This is a genomic window from Burkholderia sp. HI2500, assembly GCF_002223055.1.
Taxonomy (GTDB): domain Bacteria; phylum Pseudomonadota; class Gammaproteobacteria; order Burkholderiales; family Burkholderiaceae; genus Burkholderia.
Genome location: NZ_NKFL01000006.1, coordinates 1,782,994 through 1,805,755 on the forward strand (window position 1 = coordinate 1,782,994; position 22,762 = coordinate 1,805,755).

General features: G+C 67.9%; 20 protein-coding genes. 6 read left to right on the top strand and 14 right to left on the bottom strand.

Translation table 11 applies throughout. From position 1 onward, the window contains the following. Window positions 1-57: 57 nt before the first annotated feature. Both CFB45_RS25715 and CFB45_RS25720 read right to left on the bottom strand, forming a co-directional pair. A complete protein-coding gene (locus CFB45_RS25715; protein WP_089427970.1) occupies window positions 58-1,104 on the bottom strand; it encodes an ABC transporter substrate-binding protein in 1,047 nt (348 codons plus the stop codon). A gap of 78 nt (window positions 1,105-1,182) precedes the next feature. Next, window positions 1,183-2,289, bottom strand: a complete 1,107-nt coding sequence (locus CFB45_RS25720; protein WP_089427971.1) for an ABC transporter ATP-binding protein — start codon at window positions 2,287-2,289, stop codon at window positions 1,183-1,185. A gap of 108 nt (window positions 2,290-2,397) precedes the next feature. Between CFB45_RS25720 and pdxR the strand changes: the two genes are divergently transcribed. Further along, the gene (gene pdxR, locus CFB45_RS25725) at window positions 2,398-3,921 is read left to right on the top strand and encodes a MocR-like pyridoxine biosynthesis transcription factor PdxR (protein ID WP_089427972.1); all 1,524 of its coding nucleotides are present in this window, start codon (window positions 2,398-2,400) and stop codon (window positions 3,919-3,921) included. A 36-nt stretch (window positions 3,922-3,957) separates the two neighbouring features. Here pdxR and CFB45_RS25730 read toward each other — a convergent pair whose 3' ends face one another. From CFB45_RS25730 to CFB45_RS25755, 5 genes are all read right to left on the bottom strand, one after another. After that, window positions 3,958-4,995: a lipase secretion chaperone gene (locus CFB45_RS25730; protein ID WP_089427973.1), complete on the bottom strand. Its 1,038-nt coding sequence runs from the start codon at window positions 4,993-4,995 to the stop codon at window positions 3,958-3,960. A 3-nt stretch (window positions 4,996-4,998) separates the two neighbouring features. Further along, the gene (locus tag CFB45_RS25735) at window positions 4,999-6,093 is read right to left on the bottom strand and encodes a triacylglycerol lipase (RefSeq protein WP_089427974.1); all 1,095 of its coding nucleotides are present in this window, start codon (window positions 6,091-6,093) and stop codon (window positions 4,999-5,001) included. Window positions 6,094-6,321: 228 nt separating this feature from the next. Continuing rightward, window positions 6,322-8,454, bottom strand: a complete 2,133-nt coding sequence (locus CFB45_RS25740) for a TonB-dependent copper receptor (RefSeq protein ID WP_089427975.1) — start codon at window positions 8,452-8,454, stop codon at window positions 6,322-6,324. Between the two features lie 82 nt (window positions 8,455-8,536). Beyond that, window positions 8,537-8,905 (bottom strand): DUF2946 domain-containing protein, encoded by a 369-nt coding sequence (locus CFB45_RS25750; protein WP_089427976.1) that lies wholly within the window; start codon window positions 8,903-8,905, stop codon window positions 8,537-8,539. A gap of 155 nt (window positions 8,906-9,060) precedes the next feature. Beyond that, window positions 9,061-9,597 carry a cytochrome b gene (locus CFB45_RS25755; RefSeq protein WP_046549930.1) on the bottom strand — a complete coding sequence of 179 codons (537 nt, stop codon included), beginning with the start codon at window positions 9,595-9,597 and terminating at the stop codon, window positions 9,061-9,063. Between the two features lie 225 nt (window positions 9,598-9,822). Here CFB45_RS25755 and CFB45_RS25760 point away from each other — a divergent pair, with 225 nt between their 5' ends. Next, window positions 9,823-10,461, top strand: a complete 639-nt coding sequence (locus CFB45_RS25760; RefSeq protein ID WP_089429148.1) for a Pr6Pr family membrane protein — start codon at window positions 9,823-9,825, stop codon at window positions 10,459-10,461. 48 nt (window positions 10,462-10,509) lie between these two features. Here the strand turns inward: CFB45_RS25760 and CFB45_RS25765 are convergent, their stop codons facing one another. After that, the gene (locus CFB45_RS25765) at window positions 10,510-11,244 is read right to left on the bottom strand and encodes a peptidoglycan DD-metalloendopeptidase family protein (RefSeq protein ID WP_089427977.1); all 735 of its coding nucleotides are present in this window, start codon (window positions 11,242-11,244) and stop codon (window positions 10,510-10,512) included. Between the two features lie 423 nt (window positions 11,245-11,667). On the opposite strand from CFB45_RS25765, the gene CFB45_RS25770 reads away from it, so the two are divergent. Beyond that, entirely contained in the window at window positions 11,668-11,988 is a 321-nt protein-coding gene (locus CFB45_RS25770; protein WP_089427978.1) for a hypothetical protein, read from the top strand. A 123-nt stretch (window positions 11,989-12,111) separates the two neighbouring features. Here CFB45_RS25770 and CFB45_RS25775 read toward each other — a convergent pair whose 3' ends face one another. From CFB45_RS25775 to CFB45_RS25790, 4 genes are all read right to left on the bottom strand, one after another. Continuing rightward, window positions 12,112-12,456, bottom strand: coding sequence for a DUF4148 domain-containing protein (locus CFB45_RS25775; RefSeq protein WP_043177725.1), 345 nt, complete (start codon window positions 12,454-12,456; stop codon window positions 12,112-12,114). Between the two features lie 200 nt (window positions 12,457-12,656). Next, window positions 12,657-14,069, bottom strand: a complete 1,413-nt coding sequence (gndA, locus tag CFB45_RS25780; protein ID WP_089427979.1) for an NADP-dependent phosphogluconate dehydrogenase — start codon at window positions 14,067-14,069, stop codon at window positions 12,657-12,659. Window positions 14,070-14,166: 97 nt separating this feature from the next. Then, on the bottom strand, window positions 14,167-14,808 hold the full coding sequence (locus tag CFB45_RS25785) for a DUF938 domain-containing protein (RefSeq protein ID WP_089427980.1): 642 nt from the start codon (window positions 14,806-14,808) through the stop codon (window positions 14,167-14,169). Continuing rightward, complete coding sequence (locus CFB45_RS25790; protein ID WP_089427981.1) at window positions 14,805-15,701, bottom strand: NAD-dependent protein deacetylase; 897 nt, start codon at window positions 15,699-15,701, stop codon at window positions 14,805-14,807. The genes CFB45_RS25785 and CFB45_RS25790 overlap by 4 nt, the downstream gene beginning before the upstream one ends. 1,033 nt (window positions 15,702-16,734) lie before the next feature. Here CFB45_RS25790 and CFB45_RS25800 point away from each other — a divergent pair. Next, the gene (locus CFB45_RS25800; RefSeq protein ID WP_089427982.1) at window positions 16,735-17,466 is read left to right on the top strand and encodes a GNAT family N-acetyltransferase; all 732 of its coding nucleotides are present in this window, start codon (window positions 16,735-16,737) and stop codon (window positions 17,464-17,466) included. 21 nt (window positions 17,467-17,487) lie between these two features. Here CFB45_RS25800 and CFB45_RS25805 read toward each other — a convergent pair whose 3' ends face one another. Continuing rightward, entirely contained in the window at window positions 17,488-17,886 is a 399-nt protein-coding gene (locus CFB45_RS25805; RefSeq protein WP_089427983.1) for a lysozyme inhibitor LprI family protein, read from the bottom strand. Between the two features lie 185 nt (window positions 17,887-18,071). Between CFB45_RS25805 and CFB45_RS25810 the strand changes: the two genes are divergently transcribed. Both CFB45_RS25810 and CFB45_RS25815 read left to right on the top strand, forming a co-directional pair. Next, window positions 18,072-19,031 carry an LLM class oxidoreductase gene (locus tag CFB45_RS25810; protein ID WP_089427984.1) on the top strand — a complete coding sequence of 320 codons (960 nt, stop codon included), beginning with the start codon at window positions 18,072-18,074 and terminating at the stop codon, window positions 19,029-19,031. A 299-nt stretch (window positions 19,032-19,330) separates the two neighbouring features. Continuing rightward, entirely contained in the window at window positions 19,331-21,823 is a 2,493-nt protein-coding gene (locus CFB45_RS25815; protein WP_089427985.1) for a mechanosensitive ion channel family protein, read from the top strand. 27 nt (window positions 21,824-21,850) lie between these two features. On the opposite strand, the gene CFB45_RS25820 is transcribed toward CFB45_RS25815, so the two are convergent. Continuing rightward, complete coding sequence (locus CFB45_RS25820) at window positions 21,851-22,684, bottom strand: CerR family C-terminal domain-containing protein (protein WP_089427986.1); 834 nt, start codon at window positions 22,682-22,684, stop codon at window positions 21,851-21,853. Window positions 22,685-22,762 lie beyond the last annotated feature (78 nt).

The window sequence follows — 22,762 nt, forward strand, 5'->3', positions numbered from 1 at the left end:
CGCGCGACACGATCGACGCGTCGCGCGGCCGGTTGCATCAGGATGCCTGAACGACGGTTACTTCGTCGCCCACGCGGCGAAACGCTGCTCGAGCTCGTCGCTGTGGTCGGTCCAGAAGCCGATGTCTTCCAGCACCGCGTTCTTGCCGTTGGCCGGCGAGTTCGGCAGGTTCGCGAGCGTCTTCGCGTCGAGCGACTTGATCGCCGCGATGTTCGTCGGGCCGTACGCGATGTGCTGCGCGTAGCCCTGCTGCGGCTTCGGCGTCAGCGTGTACGCGATGTACTGCTCGGCGAGCGCCTTGTTCGGCGAGCCCTTCGGAATCGCCCAGTAGTCGAGGTCGTAGATGCTGCCGTTCCACACGACCTTCAGGTTCTTGCCTTCCTTCTGCGCGGCGTCGATGCGGCCGTTGTACGCGGTCGACATCACGACGTCGCCGGCGACGAGGAACTGCGGCGGCTGCGCGCCCGCTTCCCACCACTGGATGTTCGGCTTCAGCTCGTCGAGCTTCTTGAACGCGCGGTCCTGGCCGGCCTTCGTGCCGAGCACCTTGTACACGTCCTTCGGCGCGACGCCGTCGGCCATCAGCGCGAATTCGAGGTTGTAGCGCGCACCCTTGCGCATGCCGCGCTTGCCGGGGAATTTCTTCACGTTCCAGAAATCGGCCCAGCCGGTCGGCGCCGATTTCAGCTTGTCCGCGTTGTACGACAGCGCCGTCGACCACACGAAGAAGCCGACGCCGCACACCTGCGGCGCTTCCGGAATCAGGTCGGATTTCTTCGCGATCTTCGACCAGTCGAGCTTCTCGTACAGGCCTTCGTCGCAGCCGCGGTTCAGGTCGCCCGATTCGACTTCGACCACGTCCCAGTTGACGTGCTTCGCCTCGACCATCGCCTTCACTTTCGCCTGCTCGCCGTTGTATTCGACGGCCGTGACCTTGTTGCCGGTCGCCTTCTCGAACGGCTGGTTGAACGCGGCCTTCTGTGCGTCGCCGTTCGCGCCGCCGAAGTTGACGACCGTGAGTTCGGCAGCCGATGCCGATGCGCCGACGACGGCGAGCGCCAATGCCAGCGCGGTGCGCCGTGCGGTAATGCGTGCTCGGTTCATGGTGGTTCCTCTCCTCTCGTGGTGGAAGTGGGCAGTTGTTGTTGACGACGTGCTACGGAAAATCGGGGGAAACCCTGCTCAAGCGAACACGCGCAGGTGTTCGGGCGAGAACGCGAGCGCGACCGGTGCGCCGGGCGAGAACGCATCGAGCGCGCCGGTGCCGAGCGGCACCTTCACGAAGCATTCATCCTGGCCGGGCAGCGCGCAGCGCATGCGCACGTGGTCGCCGAAATAGATGAGGCTGCGCGCCTCGCCGCTCAACTGGTTGGCGGCCGCGCCGTTCGCGTGCCCGTTCGCGCCGTGCGCGGCGAGGCTCATGCGTTCGGGGCGGATGCACGCGACGGCCGGCGCTCCCTCGGCCGCGTCGCCGATGCGGCGGCCGACGAGCTTCGTGCCGTCGTCGAGCCGGAATTCGCAGAATTCGCCGTCTACGCGCGCGATGGTGCCGCGCAGCCGGTTGCTGTCGCCGATGAAGTTCGCGACGAATTCGTTGCACGGCGATTCGTACAGGCGGTCCACGGTGTCGAGCTGCTGCACGATGCCCTTGTCGAACACGGCGACGCGATCGGACATCGTCAGCGCCTCGCCCTGGTCGTGCGTCACGTACACGAAGGTCACGCCGAGTTTTTCGTGCAGCGCCTTCAGTTCGTACTGCATGTGTTCGCGCAGCTGCTTGTCGAGCGCGCCGAGCGGCTCGTCCATCAGCACCAGCTTCGGCTCGAACACGAGCGCCCGCGCCAGCGCGATGCGCTGCTGCTGGCCGCCCGACAACTGCGCCGGGTAGCGCTTCGCGAAGCGCTCCATCTGCACCATCTTCAGCGCGTGCGCGACGCGTTCCGCGCGCTCGGCCGCCGGCAGCTTGCGCACGGTCAGCGGATACGCGACGTTCTGCTCGACCGTCAGGTGCGGAAACAGCGCGTAGTTCTGGAACACCATGCCGATGTTGCGCTTGTGCGGCGGCACGTTGTTCAGCAGCTCGCCGTCGAGGCGGATCTCGCCGCCGGTCGGGAATTCGAAGCCGGCCAGCATCATCAGGCAGGTGGTCTTGCCCGAGCCCGACGGCCCGAGCAGCGTCAGGAATTCCCCGCGGTGGATATCGAGGTCGAGCGATTTGACGACCAGCGTTTCGCCGTCGTAGGTCTTCCGCACGCCGCGAAAGCTGACGATCACATCATCGGACTTCATCGTGGCTGTCCCCTTGCTTCGCGACAATTGATTTTGAGATGCGAGCCACTATACGGCGCCCACGGTTCTACAATAGGGAACCATTTCAATATTACTAGTAGGACCACTTTGGATACCGTGATCCTCGCCGACTGGCTCTCTGCCCGCCTCGACCGCAGCTCGCCCGAGCCGATGTACCGGCAGTTGCTGCAGCAGATGCAGCAGGCCATCCTGACCGGGGAATTGGGGCCAGGTACGAAGCTGCCGAGTTCGCGCACGCTCGCGGCCGACCTGTCGATCGCGCGCAATACCGTGCTGCACGTGTACGACCAGCTGACGGCCGAAGGCTACGTGCTGACGACCACCGGCAGCGGCACCTATGTGGCCGACACGCGGCCGGACGCCGCCGCGATCCACGTGCCGGGCGCCGCACCGCCCCCGTCGAGCGCCGATGAACCGCCGCTGCCGGACGCGCAGGGCGGCCTGTCGATGCGCGGCCGGCAACTGATCGAGCACGCGGGCGTGTCGCGGCGCCAGTGGGGCGCGTTCATGCCGGGCGTGCCGGACGTGTCGGAATTCCCGAGCCGGACGTGGAGCCGCCTGCAGGCGCGGCTGTGGAAGGAGGCGAATCCCGAGTTGCTGACCTATGCGCCGGGCGGCGGCTACCGGCCATTGCGGCGGGCGCTCGCCGATTACCTGCGCGTCGCGCGCTCGGTCAAATGCTCGCCGGACCAGGTGATCATCACGACAGGCATCCACCAGTCGATCGATCTCGCGGTGCGGCTGCTGTCCGACATCGGCGATCGCGCATGGGTCGAGGAGCCGTGCTACTGGGGCGTGCGCAGCGTATTGCAGGCGGCCGGCCTCACGCTGACGCCGGTGCCGGTCGACCAGGAAGGGCTCGACCCGCGTGCCAGCGACATGCAGCACCCGCCGCGGCTCGTGCTCGTCACGCCGTCGCATCAGTACCCGCTCGGGATGGTGATGAGCCTCGCGCGACGCCGGATGCTGCTCGAATACGCGCGCCAGCACCGCTGCTGGATCATCGAGGACGACTACGACAGCGAGTTCCGCTATGGCAGCCGCCCGCTCGCATCGCTGCAGGGGCTCGACGACGGCGGCCGCGTGATCTACGTCGGCAGCCTCGGCAAGATGCTGTTCCCGGGGCTGCGGATGGGCTACATGGTCGTGCCCGAGCATCTGGTCGACACGTTCCGCACCGGGCTGTCGGAGCTGTACCGCGAGGGCCAGCTGATGCAGCAGGCCGTGCTCGCCGAATTCATCATGGACGGCCACCTGACTTCGCACGTCAGACGAATGCGCACGCTGTACGGCGAGCGCCGGCAACTGATGATCGATGCGATCCGCGCGCGCTTCGGCGACGCGCTGCCCGTGATGGGCGACGAGGCAGGCCTGCATCTCGTGCTCGGCCTGCCCGACGCCTGCGACGATCGCGCGGTCACGCAGAGCGCGTTCGATGCGGGCGTGATCGTGCGCCCGCTCACCAGCTACTACAGCAGCCTCGACACCGCGCGGCGCGGCCTGCTGCTCGGCTATGCGTGCGTCCCGCACGAAGGCATCGGCCCCGCGTTCGACACGCTCGCGAATACCATCGAGCGACACCTGCCGCGGGACCTCACGCGCGCGGCATAGCGGCGCTCATGCGCCGCGCCGCCCGCGCTTCTCACCTTACCGCGCGCCGCCCGCCCCGCGATCGAGCGATGCCGCGCGCACGGCTTCGCCGGGCTTCGTGAACACGCGCTGCCGCAGCGCGGCGATCTGCGCGTCGCGATCCTGCGGCGACAGGCCCGCCGACTCGATCTGCGCACGCTGCGCCGCATAGTCCGTATAGCGGCTTTGCCACGATGCGTCGTCCTGCTGCAGCTGCGCGACGCGCGCGGCGGCTTCGGCGCCGAGCGTCTGCGTCAGTTGCGCGCGCATCGCATCCGGCGTCGCCCCGCTCTTCTGCAATTGCGCGATCTGGTCGATCGCGGCGCGCTGCTTATCGATGCGCTGCTGCGCGGCGCGCTCGTCGGCCGGCATCTGCTGTTCGAGCGCCGCGAGTCGTTCGGCCTTCTGCGCATCCGTCAGCGTCCGATCCTGCGTGATCTTCAGCCGCGCGAGGTCGTAGCGCTGCCGCCACTGCTCCGCACCGAAAAACGGCTGGCTCCAGTCACCGAGCGTGCGATATGCAATCGATGCACGCTGGTCGAGCGCGAGCTGCAGCGCGCCGAGGTCGGACTTGTCGACCGCGCCGGCATCGCGCAGCTTCGCGAGTGCGTCGAGATACGCGCGATAGCGGTGCCATACGTCGAGCGCCTCGGCCTGCGCCACGGTGCCGTCGAGTTGCGCGGCAATCTCCCGCACGACGAACGCATCGAGCGCGGTCGCACTCAGGTCGCTCTGCGCGGTCAGGCAATAGTCGAAGAAATCGCGCACTGCACGCGACTTCGCGAGATGGCCGCCGGCATCGAGCGGCAACCGGGGCGCGCTGGAGCCGGCGAGCGACGGCGGCAGGCCCGCGCTTGCCGGCACGGCGGCCTGCGGCGGCGAAGCTGCCACGCTACCCACCGCCGCCCCCGCATCCGGCGACTCGCCGCCGGCGCCAGTCCCTCGATGCCAGCCCGCGCCGCTCCACATCGCCACACCGGCAATCGCCGCCAGCCCCACGACACCGTAGACCACGGCGCGCCGCGCCAGCGGCGCGCGTCCTTCACGTGCCGTCATCGATTACACGCCCGCCAGCTTCAGACGGTTCGCATGCGTGCGGATCACCGCGACCGGATCTTCCGCATACGCGCCGCGCACGCCGAGCAGCTGGTTGATCTCGTCGAGATGGTTCCACTTGTAGCTCGTGCTCAGCACCTTGCCGTACAGCGCGCTGCACTTCGACACGACCCCGTCGTTCTGCCCGGAGCCGCGGTTGATCATCACCGTGCCCGTGCCGAGCAGCGCGAGCGTCGACAGATCGAGTGCGTTCGCCGGATCGACGACCGGAAGGGTGCTCGTGTCCGTGGCGCCCGTGACACCCAACACGGAGAGCGTCGGCTGGATCGCCGTGCCGGCCCACGAGTACAGCAGGTGCGTGTTGCCGCCGACGGTTTCGGTCGGCGCACCGGTCTGGCAACTGCCCGGCGCACCCAGGCCCGCACTCGGGTAGTTCTGGTTGTACGTGGCAGCGCGTGCGGTCGTCAGCGTCTGCAGTGCGGCGAGCGCGTCCTGGTTCGTGTTGTGGGTGCTGCTCGTCAGGATGCCGAACACATTGACGAACGCGGCGATCACCGATGACGAAAGTCCGGTCGGATCGTATGCAAGCACGTTCTGCACGAAGTCGGCGAACTCGGAGCCGCGATGCGGCGTGCCGATCGTCGTCACCGACGCGACGAGATCGGGCGCGACGGCCGCGACATAGCGCGACGAGAGGCCGCCCTGGCTGTGGCCGACGAGATTGACCTTGGTCGCACCTGTCGCCGCGAGCACCGTCTTCACGTAAGCGAGCAACTGTTCGCCGCGCCCGTTCGGGCCGTCATCGCTCTGGAAACCCGACAGGTTCGCGACGTAGACGGTCGCACCGTTCTGCTGCAGGTCTGCCTGGATGCCGTACCAATAATCGAGCACGCCGGCGTACTTGTCGGTACCCGTCAACCCATGCACGAGGATGATCGGATAACGCGTCGCCGCGTAGCTATCGGCGGGCGCGATCGCCGCCATCGCCGCGTGCGTCGTCGCGAGCGTCATTGCCACAGTCGTCCCCGCGAACGGCGCGATGCTCATCGCGCATGCCACTGCCCCTGCCACCACCCTGGAACGCATCGTATTGGCCATGCATGTTCTCCTGATTATTGTGCTGCCGGTGCGAATGAAGCCGGATCGACACGCACTATGCGTCGCCAACATCGCGACCACCGTGTGCGTCGAATGCGGGAGTGAATCACGAGTCGCGAACGTTTGCGCCCTGACTAGACACGGTTCTCTAATCGGTTGACGCGCCCCGCCCGTTCGGGCGGGGCCGCGTTCATGCGTGCGCATGCTGCAATGCACACGCGCGATGCGTTACAGCTTCGCACTCACGCGCACCCACGCGGTCCGGCCCGGCTCCATCACCGGCGAGTTCGCCGGATAGCCGAAGCCCGCGTTGCCGGCGAGGTTCAGGTGCTCGGTGTAGGCCTTGTTCAGCACGTTGTCGACGCCGACCGAGATCTGCACGGTCTTGCTGACGTTGTATTGCGTATGCAGCGAGAGCACACCGAATCCGGCGCTCGGGCCGAAGTCCTTGCCGACCACGTTGCCCTCGTTCAGGGCATAGCGATGCTGCGGCGCAACGATGCGCCACATCCCCCCTGCCGACCACGCACCCCGCGTGTATTCGAGCCCGATGCGCGCCTCGAGCGGCGGCATCTGCGGCAACGGATCTCCGGTTGCGACGTTGCGCCCCCACGCATACGCGAGCGACGTCTCGACGCGCAGCGGCGAAACCGGTTTCCACGACACGCCCGCTTCGCCACCCATGATCTGCGCGTTGACGTTGGTTGCCTGCGTGGTCGGGCCCATCGTGCCGGCTGCGTAGTTGAACAGGATGAAGTCCTGAACATAACCCGCATACGCCGACACCCATGCATCGAGCCGGTCGCTCTTGTATTGCGCGCCGATGTCGAGCTGCGTGGTCTTCTCCGGCTGCACCGCCGAGAACGCGTTGATCGACCCGGCCGGCCCGCGCTTCGCGGAAAACAGCTCCCAGTAGTCGGGATAGCGCTCCGTATGGCCGACGCCCGCGTACCACGTGACGGGCAGCGACGCGAGATCGCGCTCATAGCGGACGAAACCGCTCGGCAGCACGCGCGTGCGATCGTCGTCGAAGGTCGGGTTCGGCATGCGCTTCATCATGCCGCTCGTCGTCGCGCGCTTGTCGCGTGCGCTCGCATAGTCGACGCGCGCGCCGCCGATCACGCGCGACACGTCGCTCGCATACCACGTCAGCTCGCCGAACAAGCCTGCGTTCCACATCGTCGCCTGCGCATCCCACGGCTTGTCGCCGTAGTTCTGCCGCCCCATCGCCGAGCGCGAGTCGAGCCGGTTCGATTGCGCATCGACGCCCGTCACGAGCTTGAAGTCGTCGGCAAGACGGAACGTCGCGGCCGCGCGCGCACCGAACGTGCGCCGCCGCACTTCCGACGCCATCCGCATCGGCATGCTGCTGGTCGGGTCCGGTTGCCGCAACGAATAGTTGTCCATCACGTGATCGGCTTCGTTGTAGTACACGCGCGCTTCGATCCGGTCGAGCACGTCGCCGAGATGCTGCTTGTCGAACGACAGGCCGAACGTCTCGCGGCGGAAATGCGCGCCGTCCATTCCGCGCCCCGCGTAGCGCGCATAGCCGTCGCCGGTGCCGGCGGTCAGCTCGACGCGTGTATGGTCGTCCGGCGTCCAGCCGAGCGCCGCATCGGCGTTCCACTTGTCCCACTGCGACGGCACGGTGTTGCCGTTACCGTCCTCGTAGTCCTGCGAATGCGCGTGGTTCGCGGTCACGCGGCCATAGACGTCCGGCGTGCCGGCCGTCACGTCGATGTTCTGGTCGTTGCGGCCGAACGACCCGCCGACCAGGCTGCCGTCGAAGCGCATGCCGGGCTTGTCGAAGCGCGGCGTCACGCGCTCGAACATCACGGTGCCGGCCGATGCGCCGGGGCCGTACAGCACGGTCTGCGGCCCCTTCACGACGGTGACCTTGTCATAGCTTTCCGGCGCGATATACGACGTCGGCGCGTCCATCCGGCCCGGACATGCGCCGAGCGTCGACATCCCGTTCGCCAGGATGTTCAGCCGCGAGCCGAACATCCCGCGCAGCACGAGGTCGCCGTTGGTGCCGCCGCTGCGGATCGACGTGAAACCGGGGATCGTTTTCAGGTAATCCGCGCCGTCGCTGGCGGGCAGCGGCTGGCGCGGGGTCTTCGGATTGGTGACGACGACGAGCGGCGTCGACAGCGGCGATGCAACGACTTCAATGGCCGGCAGCGGCGCGGCCGTATCGCCGGTCGGCGTGCCGGATGCGCGCGCCGGTTCGGCGGCCGCGGCGCTCGCGGCCAATGCGCCGACGGCGAGCGCGGGAACGGTGAGTTTCAGCACGCGCGGCATGCGCCGCGCACCGGCATTGCGTGACGCCCGCGGCGCACGCAACTGGAAAATGGTCATGATCGAAAGCCCGAGTGACGCCCTCCACGCGGCCTCGACGGGCCGCACGGATATCGGCGATGAATGGAACGGAAACAGCGCGTCAGGCGCGCTCGGGCGGGGCGCGCGGGTACGCGCGCGGATAGCGGTCGGCGCGCGCCGCGACGGCAGGCGACGCGACGGCGGAAACGGAAACGACGGGAACGGAAGCGAGAGCCGCGGCGGCTGGCGCGCCGATCGCGGGGCTGTGCGCGAAGAAACCGCAATAGCCGCACGCATCGAGATGCAGCGCATGATCGTGCATGCGGTCGGCATCGGGCGATGGGTGCGCGCCATGCTCCGTACTGCAGACGATTGCGTCGGGCGTGGCCGCCTGCGCGACGCGCCACTGCGACACCAGCGGCGCCGCGATCGCGAACCAGATCGCGAGCACGCCAAGCCAGGCGGTCAGGTGACGATGTCGGTGCAGCATGCTCGGCAACGAGTAAGCGGAATGTAAAAACAGCCGAGATGTTACAGAATGTTCAACGCGATGGCCAGCGCGGATGGCGGTAAACGAACCGGGGGCGCATGGTTGTCAACACAACCAAGCGCCCCCGCCTGCTGCATGCTTGCGGAACGTGCCGCTCAGGGCGCCATGCGCCGCAGCACGTCGTCGCGCCGGATGAAATGATGGTAAAGCGCGGCCAGCGCGTGCAGGCCGATCACGAAGTAGAACGCGTTGCCGATCAGCTCGTGCGCTTCCTTGATCGTCGGCCGCAGCGCCTTGTCGGGGCCGAACAGCGTGAACGAGATGCCGAGCCAGTCGAGCGACACCGGCTTGCCGCCCAGGTTGATCATCATGATGCCGAGCAGCGGCTGCGCAATGATGAACACGTAGAGCGCGACATGCGCGAGCTTCGACAGCCAGCGCAGCAGCGCCGCTTGCGGAATGGCCTGCGGCACCCGGCTGACGGCTCGCCACAGCACGCGCAGCACCGACAGCACGAGCACGAGCGTGCCCGCGGTGAGATGCACGTTCATCCAGAACACCCGGCTGTCGCTGCCTTTCGGTCCGCGGATCTCGATGGCCAGGTAGGCCAGCGCCACCAGCAGGAAGACGGCCCAGTGGAAGAAGATCGCGGGCGAGCTGTAGCGCGTCTGTTTCGCGAGGATGTTTCTCATGCTTCGTCTCGTGTTGTATGCGGGGATGGGCGCATGCAGCCACCGGCCGGCGCCCGGCAAAACTGCCCCGATTGTAGCCGCACGGGCAACCGGTTTTGCACGACGTGCGCAAATATCCGACGAATCGTCCACGCACGCCGCGCAGCGCACCATATGGAAAGTCCGCATCGCGCGCCCGGACGGCTGTGGCACGATGAAGCTTTGGTGCGACGGCGCGCGGGCATCATGAGCAAGGCGTTCTTCGTTGCGGCCTATCGGCTGACCGCCGCGTTGCTCGCGGTATCCACCACGCTGCACAGCGTCGCCGACTACTGGCACCTGCCGGGCTTTCATCTCGGCAACTATCTCAGCTACTTCACGCAACTGAGCAGCCTCTACGCGGCCGCGATGCTCGCCGTCGGGCTCTGGCGCATCGCGCGCCCCAGCTCGGCCCGCTACGAATCGATGCGCGGCGCCGCAGTGCTGTATGTATTGATCACCGCAATCGTCTACGAACTCCTGCTCGCGCGGCTCGATGCGCTGCACCACGTCACGCCGGCGTTCAACAACTGGGTGCTGCACCGGATCGTGCCGCTCGTCGTGCTGTGCGACTGGCTGTATGTGGAGCCGCGCCTGCCGATCCCGCGGCGCAGCGCATTCGCGTGGCTCGGCTTCCCGATCGCCTATCTCAGCTATACGCTCGTGCGCGGCTCATTCGAGAACTGGTATCCCTATCCGTTCGTCGATCCGCGGCCGCACGGCTACCTGCCGGTCGCGATCCAGTGTTCGCTGATCGCGCTGGGCGCGGTGGCGCTCGCAATGGGTATTCGCTGGCTCGGCAATCACGCGAGACCGTCCGGTGCGGTGACGCTCAGGAAAGGATGAAGGCGGGAGCGTGTGCGCCGCCCGGCGCACACGGGATGAAGCGGGCGATCAGCCGCCGTTGCGCGGCAGGAAGTTCATCGGGTCGACGACCTTGCCGTTCTGGCGGACTTCGAACTCGAACGTCGAACGGCCGCTCGCGTCGGTGCCCATTTCGGCGACCGGCTGGCCCTGGCGCACCGCGTCGCCTTCGTTGACGAGCAGCTTGCCGTTGTGTCCGTAGGCCGTGATGAGCCCGTTCTCATGCTTCAGGATCACGAGCGGCCCGTAGGCCTTGACGCCGGATCCGGCGTACACCACGCGCCCGGCCGCCGCGGCCCGCACCGAATGGTCGGGCCCGGACGCAGCGATCACGAGGCCGCGCGTCTTGCCGGCCGAGAACGGCGTCGCCACGACACCGGTGGCCGGCCAGGCGAGCGAGCCCGGCTGCGCGGCCGCCGCGGGCGGCTGCCCGAGCGACGTCGCGGCAGGCGGCGGCGCGACGCGCAGCACCTGGCCGGGATACACGGCATCGGTCGGCGCCATGTGGTTCCAGCTGGCCACGTCCTGGACGCGCTGCCCATAGGCGTTCGCGACGCCCGCGAGCGTATCGCCCGGATTCACGCGGTAATAGCCGGCGATCACGCCCGGCGTCGCGGCCGACGTGGGTGCCGGCTGGCGCGCCGGCTGCCAGCTGTCGGTCCACGGCGTCATCGTGCAGCCCGTCAGCGCGATGGCTGCGGCAACGAGCGCCGCCTGCGGCAGCCAGCGCGTCAGCGCATCGTGGATGGGAATAGTTTCTCTCAAGGGTCCTCCCGGATTTGCGTCGTTGCGCCGCCCACCGCCCCCCGGCGCGCGACGCACGATGTCCGGCCGAACGGCCGGATCAACCAGTATCCGACCGCCTCGCGGCCGTCAGTTTCCACAGCGGGACGTGGGTGCGAATGGGCTCACCGGCCCCTTTTTCGCGTCGTCCCGACCGGCAAAGATACCATTTGTGGCGGTCAAGGCCGCGTCAGGTACCTGATCCGGCAACAATCTTGCGGCGTCGCACCGGCGTGCCGGTGGCCTGCAAGCCGCGCCGCGCGGGCCGTCGGGCGGGCTGTGGCGGCGCTTCCGCTCGCCGCGCCGCCCTTGCGGGCAGTCTCGATCCCGTCACATTCTCCCCGTCGTTCGCCACCTATACTCGGTGATGCACTGCGCGATCCAACGACAACGAGGAGCATGACAATGAACAACGCGACGTTTCTTTCCGTGCAGCTCAACGCCGACGACTTCTCCGGTTCCAGCGGCCTGGTCGAATTGCTCAACCGGCACCTGCTGTTCGCGACCGACGTCGCCGAGGCGGCCGATGCGCTCGTCCAGCTGGCGAGCGTCGCGCATATGACCGGCGCCCCGCGCCACAGCGTCGAGCTGCCGATCCTCGCGATCGAGCGACTGCGCGATGCGCTCGACACGTTGAGCGGCTACGACGAAACGTGGCTGCAGGTGCTGGAACCGGCCGAAGCGCTGGTCCGGGATATCGGGCACCGCCGGCACGCGCTGCACTGAACTGAACTAGCGGCTGGCGCGATAGGCGCGCCGCCAATGAAAACAGCCCGCCGTTCCGCATGACGGAACGACGGGCTGTTTGTGCTTCCAGGGTCGGATCAGGCCGCCGAGGCGGCCGCACCATTAACGACCCTTGTAGATCGGGGCGTCGTCAGCGATACGCTTGACTTGCCAGCCGGTCTTGGCCTTGGCCGGCGCGCCGGATTCCTGCGCGGCAGCCGGTTGCGCGCCGTAGCCGGTCGTGTCGGCAGCGGCGACGTTCTGTTGCGGGTTCAGACGGGCTTCAGCAGCCTGGATGCCTTCCGGGTAGTTCGTACGGTCGCTGCCCAGCTTGTAGCCGGCCTGTTGCACGGCGACCAGGTCGGCCTTCACTTGTGCACGGGTGACGGGCGCGTTCTGTTGGGCGAACGAGACGGCGGGAACGGCGAGGACGGCAGCTGCGGCGAACGTTGCGATCAGCGATTTCATGATTACCTCCGGGATTTTTTTGCTCCGCCGCACACACCATGTCTGCAGCGATGGAACAGAGTTTAGTCCCGGCAACACCTAGGGAAAACCATGAAACGACGAAAACACTATTTCCCAGGAACCAACAATCCCGGCATCCGGTATCGAAAAACCCTATCGATAGAATAGATTTTCGCAACAATGCCGCCCTCGCCAGCCGGTTACGACCAGTTCGCGTGGAAGCTGCCCGGCTTGTCGGTACGCTCGAACGTGTGCGCGCCGAAGAAATCTCGCTGCGCCTGCACGAGGTTCGCCGGCAGCCGCTCGGAGCGGTAGCTGTCGAAATACGCGACCGCCGACGCGAACGCCGGTACCGGCACGCCGGCCTTCACCGCGGCGACCACGACGTCGCGCAGCGATGCCTGGTAATTCGCGGCGATGTCCTTGAAGTACGGATCGAGCAGCAGGTTCGCGAGCGCGGAATCCTTCGCGTACGCGTCCGTGATCTTCTGCAGGAAGCGCGCGCGGATGATGCAGCCTGCACGGAAGATCTTCGCGATCGTCCCGAGATCGAGGTTCCAGCCGTACTCTTCCGACGCCGTGCGCAGTTGCGCGAAGCCCTGCGCGTACGAGATCACCTTGCTCAGGTACAGCGCGCGGCGCACCGCTTCGACGAACGCGGCGCGATCGCCTTCGAACGGCGCGGCGGCCGGGCCCGAGAGGACCTTGCTGGCCGCGACGCGCTCGGTCTTCAGCGACGACAGCACGCGCGCGAACACCGATTCGGTGATCAGCGGCAGCGGCACGCCGAGATCCAGCGCATTCTGGCTCGTCCACTTGCCGGTGCCCTTCTGCGCGGCGCGATCGAGGATCACGTCGACCAGGTGCTTGCCGGTTTCCTCGTCCTTCTTGCTGAAGATCTTCGACGTGATCTCCATCAGGTAGCTGTCGAGCTCGCCCTGGTTCCACTCGGTGTACACCGCGCCGAGTTCGTCGTTGGTCAGGCCCGCGACGTCCTTCAGCACCGCATAGCTTTCGGCGATCAGCTGCATGTCGCCGTATTCGATGCCGTTGTGGACCATCTTCACGTAATGGCCCGCACCGTCCGGGCCCATGTACGCGACGCACGGCTCGCCGTCCGACGGCGCCTTGGCGGCGATCTGCTTGAGGATCGGCTCGACGAGGTCGTATGCGTCACGCTGGCCGCCGGGCATGATCGACGGGCCGCGCAGCGCGCCCTCTTCGCCCCCCGACACGCCCGTGCCGATGAAGTGCAGGCCCGATTGCGCGAGCTCCTGGTTGCGGCGGATCGTGTCGGTGAAGTGCGTATTGCCGCCGTCGATCAGCACGTCGCCCTTCTCGAGCAGCGGCTTGAGCGACGCGATCGTCGCATCGGTCGCTTCGCCGGCCTTCACCATCATCAGGATCCGGCGCGGCGTTTCGAGCGACGCGACGAACTCCTCGAGCGTATAGGTCGGCACCAGATTGCGGCCGGGGAATTCGGCGATCAGTTCGTCGGTTTTCTCGCGGCTGCGGTTGTACACCGACACCGCGTAACCGCGGCTCTCGATATTGAGTGCGAGATTGCGGCCCATCACCGCGAGCCCGATCACACCGATTGCTTGTTTGCCCATTAGTCAATTCTCCGGAAAAAACGGGGCGCGACCCGAGCCGGGTCGCGCGCACAGGCGAAAGGATAGTGGAAACCCGGCGGCGATGCGCGCTTGCGTGTCATTGCTCCGCGTGCGGCAGCCGCCGGAACACGACGCTCAGGTTGTTCGCCGGCATCTCGACCACCTCGATGCAGTCGAGCCCGCGATCGAGGCCGAGCGCGACGACGGTCTCGAGATCGCGCACGCCCCACGACGGGTCGCGGCCGCGCAGCTGCAGGTCGAACGCTTCGTTCGACGGCGCCGTATGCCGGCCCTCGCGGCGATACGGCCCGTACAGGAACAGCACGCCGCCCGGCCGCAGCAGGCGCGACGCACCCGCGAACAGCGCGTCGGTGCAGGCCCACGGCGAGATGTGAATCATGTTGATGCAGACGATGGCATCGAGCGTGTCGACCGGCCACGACGCGTCGCGCACGTCGAACGCGAGCGGCCCGGCAACGTTGGCGAGGCCGGCATGGGCAACCCACGCGGCGATCGAGCGCCGCGCCTGCGCATCGGGATCGCTCGGCTGCCAGTGCAGGCCCGGCAGCGCCTGCGCGAAGTGGACCGCGTGCTGCCCCGTGCCGCTCGCGATTTCGAGCACGCGGCCGCTCGCCGGCAGCACGCGGCGCAAGACGTCGAGGATCGGCCCGCGATTGCGTTCGGCCGCCGGCGCCGACAGCCGCGCGGACGGATCGGGCGAAGCGGTCGGATCGGTCACGATGCGTGCTCCCGTGCGTGGTTCGCGAGGCCCAGCCGCGCAGTCAGCGCGTCGAGCGCGGGTGCGCAGCGCGCCTCGACCTTCAGCGTCAGCATCGGATCGGCGCGCGTGTGGCCGAGATTGAGCGCGGCGACCGGCTTGTTCTGTGCCTGCGCCCACACGCAAAAGCGGTAGCCGGAATACACCATCAGCGACGAGCCGACGACCAGCAGCGCATCGGCCGCCTCGAGCGCCTGCGACGCGAGCGCCACGCGCTCGCGCGGCACGTTTTCGCCGAAGAACACGACCGCCGGCTTCAGCAGCCCGCCGCACGCGGGGCACGCCGGAATGCGGAACGTGTCGAGCGCGGCCCATTCGAGGTGCGCGTCGCCATCCGCGGCCGGCTCGGCCTGCGCGCCCAGCAGTTCGGGATTGTCGGCCTCGAGCATGACCTGGATCGTCGCGCGCGCATGATGCGCGCCGCAGCCGAGGCACGTGACGCCGTCGATTCCGCCATGCAGTTCAATCACGTCGCCGCTGCCCGCGCGCTGGTGCAGGCCGTCGACGTTCTGCGTGACGAGCCGCTCGACCCGTCCCGCGCTGCCGAGCCGCGCCAGTGCCACGTGCGACCCGTTCGGCTGCGCGCGGCCGACGACGGGCCAGCCGATCATGCTGCGCGCCCAATAGCGCCGCCGCGCGGCATCGGAGCCGAGGAATTCGTGGAGCTGGATCGGCGGCGAGCGCATCCATTGGCCGTTGCGGTCGCGATAGCCGGGAATGCCGGAATCGGTGCTGATGCCCGCGCCGGTCAGCACCAGCAGGCGCGGATGACGCTCGACGAACGTGTGCAGCGCATCGAGTGCGGCCGGATCGACGTCGGCGGTTGAGGGATCGTTCTGAGCTGTGTCGTTCATGTTGGCAACGCGTGATCGGGCGGGTCGGCAAGCCGTGCGCCCGCACGGGCGTGCCAGACACGCCAGCACATGATACAGAACGCCGCGCGATCGGGCCGATGGCCCGCGTCGCACATCGGCGCACAAAAAAAGACGCCCATCCGCCACTCGGCGATGGGCGCTTCAACAATTGATCCATCGGGGTAGTGGATCAACTGACAGCACAATTTCGCGGCGTCCGCCCTGCTGCGGCGGGTGAACGCTTCCCCTGGACTCCATGTGTTCCGCGATGCCGAATGCATCGATGCGCTGCTGGCTTTCCGGTGCGTTCCGGTTCGGCCCCGTCGCGCCGCCGCAATGCACGGCACGCACACGCCTACGCCGCACGACGACTTGCGTTGCGCGCGGCAGATTGACGATCCGGGATCCGGGCCGGGCCATCCGCAGGCATTCACGGTTCATCCCCGACGGCCGACTGGCACCAGTCGGCCTCGTGCGTCATGCCTGCACGTCGTCGTTCAGAACAAACCCGATTGCTCGGATGGAACGGAAAGCCGCGCGCTCACGTCGCCTCGATAAACGGCGAAGCGAATGGCCCGGCAGGTCGGCGATTCATGTTTGCAACACGACACGTTGCGATTCGGTCTGTTTTCATTCTCTTGTCCCCGTCTCCGATACGTCCGACCCACTGAAGCGATCGCCGGACCGACTGCGTCCGCGACCGCGCTCACGGCCTGCACAGATATGCAAGGAGCGCACCATGCTTCACGCCGCAAGGCCGCGCGGGTCAAAACGGGGCCATCGACGCGCATCGCGCACCGGCAAGCAGCGCGAACGTTTCGAAACTGAAACGCCTGCCGGATCGGCGGGCATCGGCCGGGCGAGCCGTCACGCCGCACCCGCCCGGCCCAAGCGGGCGGCGCGACGTTGCATCGGCGCGCGACCGCCGAACGGCTTACAATCGGCCCACAGTGCCGCATGAACCGGCGCGCGGCGCCGTCCTGGCCTTCCTCGCGCGGCACGCACCACCCGACCGGAGCCCACTACCCGACACATGCCTGACGCACACGACTGGCTGGATACCGACTACCGCACGCTGTTCCGCCTGCATCCGGATCGCCGGATCGAACGCGAGAACGATCCCGACTGCTCGCCCGGGCCGCGCTTCTGGCTCGGCCGAAGCGCCGACGGCAACCTGGCGGGCATACGCGCCGACGTGCCCACTGCTGTTGCAGACGAACTCGCGCACCTGGCCAGCAGCGAACCGCCGTTGGCGGACCGCATGCAGCCCGCGCACCTCGATCGCTATCTCGCGCTGCTCGCCCCTGTTCCGCACTGGAATATCGGCCTCGTCTACCCGCTGCCGCACGCACTCGGTTTCGACACCGACGCGCGCGTCGCGCTGATCGACGGCGACAGCGACGCTGGCCGGCATCTGCTGCATGCGCTGTCCACGCACGGGATGCCCGAAGGCCTGTACTCGATGGGATTTCGAAGCGCCGCCGATCTGTGGGCGCCGTGGTGCGCGGCCGTCGTCGATGGAGAAGTCGCGTCGGTCGCGTTTGCCGCGCGGCTGTCCGAAGCCGGTGCCGAACTCGGTCTCGCGACGGCCCCTGCATTTCGCGGGCGCGGGCTCGCGGCGGCGGTGACCGCGGCGTGGTCGCGGCTGCCGTCGCTTCAAACGCGCACGCTGTTCTACAGCACCGACAGCGACAACCGCGCGTCACGACGCGTGGCGTCGCGCCTCGGCCTCACGCTGCGCGGCACGACGCTGCGAGTGGCATAGCACTGGAGCCGGCGCGCCCCCTCAACGAAAGGCGTCGATCACCTTGATGCGACGCTCGGTTTCGTTGACAAAGCAACTGTCGACCTCCACGAGCCCGAGCGTGCCGCCCGCATCGGGCTGCCGCGATTCGGCACACGTCGCGTCCCGCGCCTTGAGCCAGCGGCGCTCGTCGTTGCGCAGTCTCGCCTGCCCCTGCGCATCCAGGCTCGCCATCTTCGTCTTGTAGACCGCATTCAAGCGCTTGTCGGCTGCTTCGTATTTCAGTCCGAGGCAATTGCGGATGTCGGCCGTGTAGCCCGTTTCCTCGGCGGTCTTGCAAATAGCGGCGCGCTGCGCATCGTCCGCGAGCGCGTCCGACGCGACCGCGAACAGCATCGCGCTTGCCGCCAGACCGATCGCCATGTGTCGAAGCATATTCATGCGGATTTGTTGTCTTCAATGACGGAAGGCCCCGATTATGCCCGGCCCGCTGCCCGCATGCCCTGCGTTGCCTCGACGTCAACCGGTCACTGCGCATGCCATACCGGGCAACCGTCGTGCAAACACGCTAGCATTCGAACACGCAACGTCGCGCGTTCGCTTCGCGCTGCCTCCAAGGACTCGACATGACCACGCCCGCCCCTGCCCGCCCCGATGTCGCGCATCGCGTCTTTTCGGACGGACGGTTGTCGATCGGCCTCACGCTTCCGCTGCTTCGCACCGGCCATATCGTCGCCGACTTCGACGAGCAGCTCGAACTCGCGGCGCTGGCCGACGCGCTCGGCTTTCGCGCACTGTGGATTCGCGACGTGCCGCTGAACAGCGCCGACTACCCCGATCCGGTCGGCCACCTCGACCCGTGGGTCCTGCTCGGCGCACTGGCGGCACGCACGCGCCGGATCGCGCTCGCCAGCGGCGCGATCGTGCTGCCGCTGCGTCATCCGCTGCATATCGCGAAAGGCGCGCTGTCGGTCGCAACGCTGTCGGGCGGCCGCTTCATCCTCGGGCTCGGCTCCGGCGACCGGCCGCCTGAATATGCGGCGTTCGGCGTCGACGCAGAGACGCGGCGCGACCGCTACCGCGCCCACTGGGACGTCGTAGCGGCCGCGCTCGGCGTGCCATCGCGCGTGGTGCCCGACGAAGCGCCGCCCGATGCGCCCGAATTCACGCTGCTGCCGCGCGGCGCCGACGCCGTGCCGATGCTGGCGGTCGGCTCGGGCGGACAAAGTGTCGACTGGATCGCGCGGCACTCGCTCGGCTGGATGACGTACCACCGCGATCCGGACACGCAGCGCGCACGCCATTCGATGTGGCGCGCGGCGGTCGACCGGCTCGCGACGCCCGCCTTTCGCGCGTTCGGCGTATCGATGCGGCTCGACCTCGTCGCGGATCCCGATGCGCCGGCTACCGCATTGCCGCTCGGCTATGCAACCGGACGCCGCGCATTGATCGACATCCTGCGGGACATGCACGCCGCGGGCACGCACCACGTCACGCTGAATCCGGGCTCGGACCGGCCCGTGCGCGAAGTCATCGAGGAAATCGCGGAACACGTCCTGCCGGTTTTTCACGACGAGCCCGCGTGATTCGGCAGGATTCCAGATTAATTCGACCCGGCGCGTGCGTGGCTCATCGTTGTCGACGAGCCGGCATTACAAATGTCTTACGCGTTGATCATTGAAACGCCCCAACCTGTCCGACGACCCGCGGTCCGCGTCGGACCCATGATTGCGCACACGCGCCGCAAACGCCCGCGCCGCGCCGGGTATGCCCGATTCGAATGATCGTCGACGGAACTATTCGGTTCCCATCGCAATCATGTTAACTTCCGTCCATCGTTCAGCCTGGCGGGCCGCGCGCCGATGCGCGCCCGCATGCCTACTCCATGCGACATTTCCTCCTCGGCTGGCTGCTGGCCGCCGTCGTCTCGGCCGCCCATGCGGCCGCTCCCGCCCCGGCCGCCGCGTCGGCCGCTTCCGCCACCGCGCCCGCGCTGACGCCGCAACAGGCGCAGCAGGCACTCAATGTGCTCGAAAATCCGCGCGATCGCGCGCAGGTCGAAACGACGCTGCGTGCGATCGCGGCCGTCGGCGCGTTGAGCGCGCCCGCGTTCGCGGCGAGCGATGCGGCTGCGGCCAGCGCCGCGTCGGCCGCCGCGGCCCCGGCGGCACTGACGTCGAACGGGCTCGCATCGATGCTCGTCCGGCAGGGATCGCGCTGGACCATCGAAATCGGCGGTGCGCTGAAGGAATCGCTGCACTCGCTGCTCGATGTCGGCTCGGTCGGCAGCTGGTGGCATGACAAGCTGGTGCGCGCCGACGAGCGCGCGGATCTTGCACACACGCTCTGGATCATCATCGCCGTGCTCGTCCCCGCGCTCGTCGTCGAATGGTTCGCGAAGCGGCTGCTGCGACGTGCGCTGGCCGCAGTGGCCGCTCGGCGCGCCGACACGTCGCGCCGCACCGCGCCCGAGTCCGAGTCCGCGCCCGAGTCCGTTACACCCGGCTCCGCGACGCTCGACGAAGACAACGCACCACCCGGCGCAGCCGCCCCGCCAGACGCTTCCAACGTCCCCGACGCCGCGCCCGCGTCGTCGCAAGGCCGCGGCCACGCGCGCCGCCACACCACGCTGCTGCACCGGATGCCGCGCGCGCTGGTCAGCCTTGCGTTACGGGCCGTACCGCTGCTCGTGTTCGTCGGCGTCGCGAGCCTGACGATGTCGGTGATCGGCGATACGGGCGCCCCGGTCGAATCCGCGCTCGAAGCGCTGATCGACATCTACGTGATCTGCCGGCTCGTCACGATCGTCAGCCGGCTGTTCTTCCAGCCCGATGCGCGGCAATTGCGGTTGCTGCACATCAGCGACGCGTGGGCCGACTTCGCGCAACGCTCGATCGCGCGGATCGTGATCGTGGTCGGCGCCTGCACGGCCGCGGTCGAGATCGCCGCGAACTTCGGCCTCAGCGACGCCGGTCACGTCGCGCTGCTGAAAGCCGTCGCGCTCGTCGGGCACCTGATGGTCTCGGCGCTGATCCTCCAGTGCCGCCTGCCGGTCGCCGCGCGGATCCGCGCGGCCGGCGAGGATCGCCCGTCCTTCGCGATGATCGCCAACGCGCTCGCGGACGCATGGGCGCCCGTATCGGTCTTCATCGTGATGGCCCTGTGGTTCGTGTGGGCGCTCGACGTCCACAACGGCTACCGCGTGCTGATCACGCTCGGCGGCCGCTCGATCGCCGTGATGATCGGCATGCGGATCGTGTCGATCGTCGTGTTCGGCGCGCTCGCGCGGCTGTTCCAGGGCCGCGACGAAGATCGCACGATCGTCCATGCGCACGCGTACCGCTACTACCCGCTGCTGCGCCAGATCGTGTCGGGCGCGATCGGCATCGTGACCATCGTGCTGCTGCTGCAGATCTGGGGCGTACCGATCTTCCGCGCGTTCGAGACCGGCACGATCGGCCACCGGCTCGCGTCGGCGCTGGTGACGATCGCCATCGCGGCCATCGTCGCGCTCGTCGTGTGGGAAGCCGCGAACATCGCCATCGAGCGCCGCCTGCAGCGCTGGACGCGCGAAGGCAATCTCATGCGCGCGGCGCGGCTGCGCACGCTGCTGCCGATGCTGCGCACACTGCTGTTCGTGATGATCGCGCTCGTCGTCGTGCTGACGGGCCTCAGCCAGCTCGGCGTGAACGTCGGACCGCTGCTTGCCGGCGCCAGCATCTTCGGTGTCGCGCTCGGGTTCGGCTCGCAGAAGCTCGTGCAGGATTTCATCACCGGGATCTTCCTGCTGATGGAAAACGCGATGCAGGTGGGCGACTGGGTCACGCTCGCCGGCGTGTCGGGCACGGTCGAGTACCTGTCGATCCGCACCGTGCGGCTGCGCGCCGGCGACGGGTCGTTGTACACGATTCCGTTCAGCTCGGTGACGACCGTCAACAATACGAATCGCGGACTCGGCAACGCGGCCGTCAAGATCAGCATTGCCTACGGCGAGGATATCGATCGCGCGATCGCGACGCTGAAGGAGATCGGTGCGGCCTTGCGCGACGATCCGAAGTACCGCGACGGCATCCTGTCGGACTTCAGCTACTGGGGTATCGACCAGGTCGACGGCGCGACGCTCGCGCTGGCCGGACAGATGCAATGCACGGACTCGACGCGCTGGAGCGTGCAGCGTGAATTCAACCGGCGGATCGCGGAGACGTTCCGCGAACGCGGCATCCGGATCGCCAATCCGCAGCGCAGCGTCGTTGCGTACGCGGACGGATCGCGGCCGGTGGTCGATGACGAAAACGGCACCCACGGCGGCAGCAGCCATGCTGCCGAAGTGACGGCCCGGCCGCCGTCGCCGGCCGCACCGGAGCGCAAGCCGGGTTGACCGGCCGGGGCCGACGGCGCGCCGCGTTCAACGCGCGGCGGGCTTGCTCCCGCGCCGCGGGCCTTTCGCGGCGGGCGTCGACGCCCCGGCCTTCGCCGTACGTTTCGCCGTCGCACCCGGCTCCCGCTTCGAGCCGGCTTCAGATTCGGCGGCCAATACGTCGCGCTGCACGTGCCATTGCTGGAGCAGCACCCGCGTCTGCTCGGCAATCGTGTCGATCAGCAATTCCGCGCGCGCGCCTTCGAATGCCTCCCATTCGAGCAACTGCAGCGCCGAACGCTGCGCGATGTGGAACACCGTGATCTGCCCGAACAGGCTCAGTGCACGCAGGCGCGTGACGGGATCGTTGGCCGGCCGCCCCGAGATGCGGCCGATCAGCTCGGCGCTCACGTCGTTCAGCGGCTTGCGCATGCGCTTCATCAGGATTTCGCTCGCGCTCGCCGGCTCCTGGCCGCCTTGCTCGCGTGCAAAGAACATCCGCTGGTTCATCGTCTTCGGCGCCGTGAACATCCGGTCCGACAGCGCGCGCAGCAGCCCGACGAACGCATCGATCAGCACGTCGACGTCCGCGTCCGCATCGAGCATCGCCCACGCATGGCCGACCGCCGGCGCGAACACTTCCCAGCCGTGCTCCGCGATCGTCTCCACGCACGCGCGGTACACGCCTTCCTTGTTCTCGAAGTAGTACTGGAGCGCCGGCGCGTTCACGCCGGCCATCGCGGCGATCTCGCGTGTCGACGCCCCTGCGAACCCGCGCTCGCCGAACAGTTCGATCGCCGCCTCGATGATCCGCTGGCGCGTTTCGTCGCCGCGGGCGTAGCCGCCCGCCGACGTCCGGCGCAGCTTCTTCGCTTCGTTCATGCCTTCCTCGTCATTCGATCGACCGACATTCTACTTGACACAATTTTATCAACTGGAATAATTCTTCCACTTGGAATA

What these genes read in the sequence shown, in the direction of transcription:
- CFB45_RS25720 (WP_089427971.1), bottom strand. Translation starts at nt 2,289, where the DNA reads ATGAAGTCCGATGATGTGATCGTCAGCTTTCGCGGCGTGCGGAAGACC.
- CFB45_RS25715 (WP_089427970.1), bottom strand. Translation starts at nt 1,104, where the DNA reads ATGAACCGAGCACGCATTACCGCACGGCGCACCGCGCTGGCATTGGCG.
- CFB45_RS25755 (WP_046549930.1), bottom strand. Translation starts at nt 9,597, where the DNA reads ATGAGAAACATCCTCGCGAAACAGACGCGCTACAGCTCGCCCGCGATC.
- CFB45_RS25805 (WP_089427983.1), bottom strand. Translation starts at nt 17,886, where the DNA reads ATGAATATGCTTCGACACATGGCGATCGGTCTGGCGGCAAGCGCGATG.
- CFB45_RS25740 (WP_089427975.1), bottom strand. Translation starts at nt 8,454, where the DNA reads ATGACCATTTTCCAGTTGCGTGCGCCGCGGGCGTCACGCAATGCCGGT.
- CFB45_RS25790 (WP_089427981.1), bottom strand. Translation starts at nt 15,701, where the DNA reads ATGAACGACACAGCTCAGAACGATCCCTCAACCGCCGACGTCGATCCG.
- CFB45_RS25820 (WP_089427986.1), bottom strand. Translation starts at nt 22,684, where the DNA reads ATGAACGAAGCGAAGAAGCTGCGCCGGACGTCGGCGGGCGGCTACGCC.
- CFB45_RS25810 (WP_089427984.1), top strand. Translation starts at nt 18,072, where the DNA reads ATGACCACGCCCGCCCCTGCCCGCCCCGATGTCGCGCATCGCGTCTTT.
- CFB45_RS25770 (WP_089427978.1), top strand. Translation starts at nt 11,668, where the DNA reads ATGAACAACGCGACGTTTCTTTCCGTGCAGCTCAACGCCGACGACTTC.
- CFB45_RS25815 (WP_089427985.1), top strand. Translation starts at nt 19,331, where the DNA reads ATGCGACATTTCCTCCTCGGCTGGCTGCTGGCCGCCGTCGTCTCGGCC.
- CFB45_RS25775 (WP_043177725.1), bottom strand. Translation starts at nt 12,456, where the DNA reads ATGAAATCGCTGATCGCAACGTTCGCCGCAGCTGCCGTCCTCGCCGTT.
- CFB45_RS25730 (WP_089427973.1), bottom strand. Translation starts at nt 4,995, where the DNA reads ATGACGGCACGTGAAGGACGCGCGCCGCTGGCGCGGCGCGCCGTGGTC.
- CFB45_RS25735 (WP_089427974.1), bottom strand. Translation starts at nt 6,093, where the DNA reads ATGGCCAATACGATGCGTTCCAGGGTGGTGGCAGGGGCAGTGGCATGC.
- gndA (WP_089427979.1), bottom strand. Translation starts at nt 14,069, where the DNA reads ATGGGCAAACAAGCAATCGGTGTGATCGGGCTCGCGGTGATGGGCCGC.
- CFB45_RS25760 (WP_089429148.1), top strand. Translation starts at nt 9,823, where the DNA reads ATGAGCAAGGCGTTCTTCGTTGCGGCCTATCGGCTGACCGCCGCGTTG.
- CFB45_RS25750 (WP_089427976.1), bottom strand. Translation starts at nt 8,905, where the DNA reads ATGCTGCACCGACATCGTCACCTGACCGCCTGGCTTGGCGTGCTCGCG.
- CFB45_RS25800 (WP_089427982.1), top strand. Translation starts at nt 16,735, where the DNA reads ATGCCTGACGCACACGACTGGCTGGATACCGACTACCGCACGCTGTTC.